Below are 5,654 nucleotides of genomic sequence, written 5' to 3' on the forward strand. Positions count from 1 at the left end.
TCCGGGCCCGTGGAACCCGGCGCACCCGCGGCGTCACGCGACGGCCCACCTCGAACGGCCCGAGGACATTACGGGGCGAACCGCCGAGCAGGTCAGCGACCGAATCCCGCTGACGAATCGAGGTTAGCAAAGAGATCGAGAAGGCGGCCGAGGACCGGCTCACGCCGCAGACTGTCAACCTTGATAGCCCGATGTGGCAGCAGAGTATTGGACCGGTGTATCCGAGCATTGAGGTATGTTCCTTGCTCGGGGAGATCCCGCAGAAACTCAGAGCACGGGCCCGTCGGCGCAGAGTTCTTGCTCTGCGCACCCGCGACGGAACGACAGTGTATCCGGCTTTCCAGTTCACCGGTCAGCGTGTTCTTCCGGGACTTGACATGGTCCTTAATGCCTTTCCCGACGATGACCCAGACTTCTTCTGGACCGTCGCCTCGTGGATGCGTAAACCCCTGACGACCCTAGGGAACCGTAGCGTTGCGGAGACGCTACGGGATGGCGATATTGATGCAGCGATACAAGCAGCACAAGCGACCGCAAGCCGGTGGTCGCGATGAGTTCTCCGCGTCACTCAGTTGCGCAACGTGACCCCGACCCGAGCCTGCCGTGGGTGGACTTCCCGAGGGTTGAGATGAGAGCGGGGCGGGTTCTGTATAGGGCTGCTAAACGCGGCAACGGCGCATGGTGGTTCTGTCATTGTGGCGAATGTCGATTCGACCTGCCGACACCGCGTGGCACCTGCTACGTCGGTACCGATCCGATGTCCGGCTTTCTGGAAAGCTTCGGCCCGGACTGGTGCGCAGGAGAGCCAGCCATCGTACTGATTCCCCGGTTCGTCAAGGAGCGGGTGGTTCACGAGTACGAGCTTCCCCGAACAGTCGGAACTGCCAATTTGTCGAGTCGTGGTGCCGTTGCGTTCAGGGTCACCAACGAGCTCTCAAATATGACGCCGTACGACGTGCCCCAGAAGTACGCGCAAGTCTTCGACCAGACACCGGGCAGGCGTAGAACACATCAGTTCCTCGGCATCCGCTTCCGAACCCGGTTCGACACCGGTCCCGTCACCCATGGACTTGCCCTATTCGGCGAAGAAGGAGAACGGGCGTGGCCGTCTTCGGTCCATGACATCGACGTGGAACTGATCGCCGAGCTCAAAGCCGTAGGTGTCTTCGTTGAAGGTCCGCCGGGCCTAGCAAAGCCCGACGCCGCGTAAGGTGGCAACCACAGGCGCTCTGGTGCCGGCCGCCCGACGTGTGGGCCTCCACCACCAACGAAAACTCGCGGGGCGCTCGCACTCGCCTTCCCAGATTCACCGGGAGGTACAGCGTGGTGCGTCCGCGCACCGTTTGCACAGGTCTATCTCTGGAGCGGCTCGCCTGGGCCCCGTCTCGGCTTCAAGCCCTTCCGGGACGGCGTCTCCAAGCGCCGCAGGACCTGCTCGCGGCCCGGGTACGGGAGTTCGGTGACTTGTCCGACACCTGACGCCGCCCCAAGCCGTAAGCGGGGGACGGGCTCTCCCTGTGCCTTCAGGGAACCTGCGGCGGCAGCGCCCCAAGGCCCGTCCAGAGGCACACGAGCGGCGCCCTGGCAGCTGCTGGGCTACCTGCTGCTCGACACTTCCGACCGCTACCGGCTCGACACCCTCGGGCTCTACCTCACCCGCTCCGGCACCCTCGCGACCTGGCCACTCGATGAGTACCTGGCGCTGCTGGGAGCCCGCCGCCGCGACGTTCCCGCTTTCCGCGCCGCGCTCGCCGAACTCCTCGCGGGCTGCCCGGCTGACCACATTCCCTTCGGCGCCGGCGACGAAGACCGTGCCCGCCGTCTGCTGGAGCGCCTGACTCCCGTCATTCCGCCCGGCCACTGTCTGGTGTGCGCTCAGCCGCTGCCGGACTCCACGCGGCTACGGGAGTACTGCTCGCGGTGGTGCGGCATGCGCGTACCGACACTTCGCCGGTACGGATGGCTTCCGCGGCGACTCTGACCGCCGGACCGGTGCCGCTCGGGGCACCGGTCCGCGGCGGGCCGTCCTGCTGAGCAGGTGCTATTCAGTGGAGGGCCCAGTGGGCTCCATAGCTGGCCACGGCAGTGACCAGGGCGCCGACGGCGAGACTCGGGAGCCTCGCCGGGGCGTGCTGGATGGTGATGTGCACTCCGGCCACCCGCAGTTCGAAGAAAGGCTGAGGCTGGGTCGGTTCTGGTTCAGTGACAGTTTGCTGGGTCCTGCGCTTGCTCACCGGGTCTCCATGGGACAGGCGTGCGGCAGCACCGCACGGTTCGGATGTCGTGGGACACCGTGGAGGACCGAAGCCTTAGCGGCGCAAGTCCTGGGTTGACCTGGGCTTTCCTCCCGAGAGTGGGGCGCTACACCATCATTCCCTTAGGCGCGCAAGTCACCCGGGGCTGTGTCGAGCGGGCTGTGGGAGCCGCTGCGGTGGTTGCGTCGGTGAGTTCGGAGAAAAGCTGTTGGTCGGCGTCGAGCACACGACGGGTTGTGACCTGCACGGCACAGACGCGGTCGCGGAGACAATGCTGGGGGGTAGGTGCGCCGTTGACCTCAAGGACCTCTCGCCGTATCCGGCTGAGGCCGTCAGGTGGTTTCAGGAGGTTTCTGCGGCGGGGGTTCAGGCGGTGCGCGGGGGCCGGTGGTACCAGGGACCTTAAGCGGTCCCTGGACCCCGCCCCCGCCCGGTGTCCTCCGGCGCCAGCGCGGTTTCGCGGTGGTGGCGGTCCGTGCGCGCCGGAGAACACCGGGCACCGTGTCTCTGGCGCACCGTTGTTGTTGGGGGCCGGTATAGCCGCGTGTCGGCGGCAGCTGACCGCCGGAGCGTAGTGCTTGTGCCGATGAGCTGGTTGGTATGCGGTGTCGGAAGTCGACGTGGCGGGAGACCTGATGGTGGATGCCGGTTAGACGGTTGGAGGGATGTGCGGGTCGGATGTTGTCGTGTGCCGGTGCGTGACGGGGTATGAGCAACAGCGCGCAGTTGGCCGTATGCGATGTGGTTGGTCTGGGCGGCGGATCTATGGCGGCAGTGGGTGGGGCGCCAGCGTGCGGCTTCGCGCGTACGCGCGTCTTAAGGAAAAGAGAACGTGGAATGATCATGCCTCTGACCTGCGATTTTCTGCACCCCTATGTGTTGGCACCAACACATAGAAGTCGTCGTCGGTGTCGCCGGACCACACCAACCGCACCCATCGACCCCATCAAATGGGCCAATCCATGAAAGCGCAGGCCACGCGGACATCCTGGTGTCGCTCACCGCACCAATGTGTCGACGCCGACACCGAATTCGCCACACCGAAGGGGCCAACCGGCGTCAATCAGCCCCACTGATGGGGTCAACTGATAGCGTCCCGATCACCACGTGATCGAGAGGCACCTAGCGATGGCGCAGCAGCCCGCCGCCCAACCGCCCCGCCCGCCCAGAACGCCCGCCCCGGTGACCCAGGCCGCGAACGTGGTGCGCCGCGACTCGGTGGCCGCACGCATCTCGCAATCGGTCCAGGGCCTGCCCCCAGCCGTCCGGCAGGGCATCCACGAAGTACGAGTCGAAGTCCGCCACCGTGCCCCGCACGAGATGTACGGCACCGACGGCTACTCCGTCACCTCCAACGAATTCCTCTCCAGCGTGCTGGCCCCAGCGATCGCCCAGCACCGCATGTCCCCCGTCCAGGCCGCCGTCCTGGTCTACTGCTGCGGCAAACAGAAGGAAGGCATCCTCAAGACCACCCACCAGAAGATCGCCGACCACCTCAAGGTGGAGCGCGCCAACGTCACCCGAGCGCTGGGAGAGCTGGAGGGCTGGGGCATGCTGGAACGCGGACGCGGCAAGATCACCGTCAACCCCACACTGGTATTCCGCGGCAACGGCGACCGACAGCAACAGGTACTGTTCGATCTCAGGGCAGACGCGGCCCCCGGAGGATTCCCTCTCATGGCGCCGCCCCCGCCCCGCAGAAGCACAGGCCGGGGCGAGGAGGCCGCAGGATGACCATCACCAACACCGACGTCCTCAAAGTCCTGCCCAAGCTGCGCCTGACGCAGACCGCCTACGACCTGCTGTTCACCATGAGCGACCTGCAGGAGACCGGCGGCATCGTCAAGGCCAGCCAGCGCGAGCTCGGCGCCCGGATCGGGGCCAGCCGCAACGCGCTGCAGCGGGCGATGGGCCTGCTGGTCGACCGCGGTCTGGTGATGGAGCCGCAGAAGTATCGCACCTACGAACTGCACCCCTTCATCACCGACTACCCCGATGAAGCGGCCCTGCAGACGGCTTTCGCCGATGCCCTGGCTCGGATCGCCGCTGGCGAGCTGCTGGACATCGCACCCCCCGAGTACGACGTCCAGCCCCCCAAGAAGCCCGTCACGCCCGCGCTCCAGCGCGTGTCCTGACCGGGTCCGCCGGCGCTCCAGCCACTCACCGCAGCCGATGCAGTGTTCCCTTTCCGGGCCGGAGGCCGCCGGGCGCTTCTCCAGCCGGGGCCGGACGGACAGCAGGCGGCGGCTGGCGCGGATGTGCTGGCACGCCTTCGCCCGCGGATCGAAGGCCGCGCCGGTGGCCGTGTTGGCCCCCCTTCCCCGCCTGTGTGCGGTGGCTGACGTTGCCCGACGTCAGGGCGCGGTGCTGGCGTCCCCTGTGGCGGGTGGTACCGCGGTGGGGCTGCCCGCGAGGTACGCCACGACGGCGCCGGGCACCTCGCGGGAGGGAACGGGGCCGACCAGGGAGCCGGGCTCGGCCGCGCCGCTGTCGGCCAGGACGTCGGCGAGCTGCTGCGTGGCTGCGGCCGGTCCTGTGACCGCGATCCGTACTTCGTACGCGCCGTCCGGCTCCGGCCCGTCGTCCTCGCGGTGCGCCCCCCGGCTGCGCCCGGGCCGCCCGGTGTCGGCGGTGGCGGCCATCTTTTGCAGGCAGAGCCAGAGCCGGTCGGCGGTGGCCGGCGGCCATGGTGCGCGCAGCTCGCCGGTGGCGGGGTCCAGTTCGCCGCGCCACTGCGCGACGCGGTCGGACACCTGGCCGGGCCAGTTCCTGCGGTGCTGGGGCCAGGGCCCCGCCTCGGCCGGACCGGTCGGCACGGCCGGTCCGAGCCGCACGGGGTGCCCCAGGGCCTCCAGACGGCCGTCACCACCTTCAGCGCTCCCCACGCCCAGGTGATGCGCCTGCGGCCTTCCAGAGCCGCCTGGAGCGCCCTGGCGCACTCTTCCGGCGGGAGCGCCTCGGCCGGGGCGCCCTTCGTGCGGGGTCCAGCGAGCCGGACGAGGACGTCGACGGCCGTCACACGCGCCGCCAGCGGCGGCCGCCGCCGACCGGACGCGGTCGGTTCGGCCTCGGTGACGTCGACCTTAACTGCACCAATCCTCAGCGCGGTTGAGCTGCCAAGAACACGTCGACGACAAGGTGCCGCGGCGGCCGCGCGGAGAAAGACAGGTCCGGCGCTGATCCGCGTAGGCCGGCAGCGCGAGGCCGCGCAAAGGATGCGCGCCGTTCCGGCGCAAGTCGCCCCCTAGGTGTTCGTCGTAACTGGGCGTCCTACTAGTGTCTCGTGATCCTGTTTGTGTCACTTCGCGTTGTTGTCGACGAGTTTCTTGATGTTGGTCTGGACGAGTCGGACCTTGGCGAGGATCTCGTCGGCGGTCGCGGTCCAGGTGAAGGGTTTGG

General features: G+C 68.0%; 6 protein-coding genes. 4 read left to right on the forward strand and 2 right to left on the reverse strand.

Annotated features, from left to right (window positions below; genetic code table 11):
- The first annotated feature begins 607 nt into the window (after positions 1–607).
- Positions 608–1,210, forward strand: coding sequence for an RES domain-containing protein (locus FCI23_RS53690; protein WP_136731454.1), 603 nt, complete (start codon positions 608–610; stop codon positions 1,208–1,210).
- A gap of 249 nt (positions 1,211–1,459) precedes the next feature.
- Complete coding sequence (locus FCI23_RS53695) at positions 1,460–1,981, forward strand: hypothetical protein (RefSeq protein ID WP_136731456.1); 522 nt, start codon at positions 1,460–1,462, stop codon at positions 1,979–1,981.
- Between the two features lie 64 nt (positions 1,982–2,045).
- Here the strand turns inward: FCI23_RS53695 and FCI23_RS53700 are convergent, their stop codons facing one another.
- Positions 2,046–2,234 (reverse strand): hypothetical protein, encoded by a 189-nt coding sequence (locus FCI23_RS53700; protein WP_136731458.1) that lies wholly within the window; start codon positions 2,232–2,234, stop codon positions 2,046–2,048.
- 1,128 nt (positions 2,235–3,362) lie between these two features.
- Between FCI23_RS53700 and FCI23_RS53705 the strand changes: the two genes are divergently transcribed.
- Positions 3,363–3,989, forward strand: coding sequence for a helix-turn-helix domain-containing protein (locus FCI23_RS53705; protein WP_136731460.1), 627 nt, complete (start codon positions 3,363–3,365; stop codon positions 3,987–3,989).
- Positions 3,986–4,390 carry a helix-turn-helix domain-containing protein gene (locus FCI23_RS53710; RefSeq protein WP_136731462.1) on the forward strand — a complete coding sequence of 135 codons (405 nt, stop codon included), beginning with the start codon at positions 3,986–3,988 and terminating at the stop codon, positions 4,388–4,390. The genes FCI23_RS53705 and FCI23_RS53710 overlap by 4 nt, the downstream gene beginning before the upstream one ends.
- A 219-nt stretch (positions 4,391–4,609) precedes the next feature.
- Here the strand turns inward: FCI23_RS53710 and FCI23_RS53715 are convergent, their stop codons facing one another.
- Positions 4,610–5,140: a hypothetical protein gene (locus FCI23_RS53715; RefSeq protein WP_136731464.1), complete on the reverse strand. Its 531-nt coding sequence runs from the start codon at positions 5,138–5,140 to the stop codon at positions 4,610–4,612.
- Between the last annotated feature and the right edge of the window lie 514 nt (positions 5,141–5,654).

The sequence above is a fragment of the Actinacidiphila oryziradicis genome, from assembly GCF_005047355.1.
Classification (GTDB): domain Bacteria; phylum Actinomycetota; class Actinomycetes; order Streptomycetales; family Streptomycetaceae; genus Actinacidiphila; species Actinacidiphila oryziradicis.

Bases quoted from the DNA above. Each gene is read 5' to 3' on its own strand.
- FCI23_RS53710 (WP_136731462.1), top strand. From the start codon at position 3,986: ATGACCATCACCAACACCGACGTCCTCAAAGTCCTGCCCAAGCTGCGC.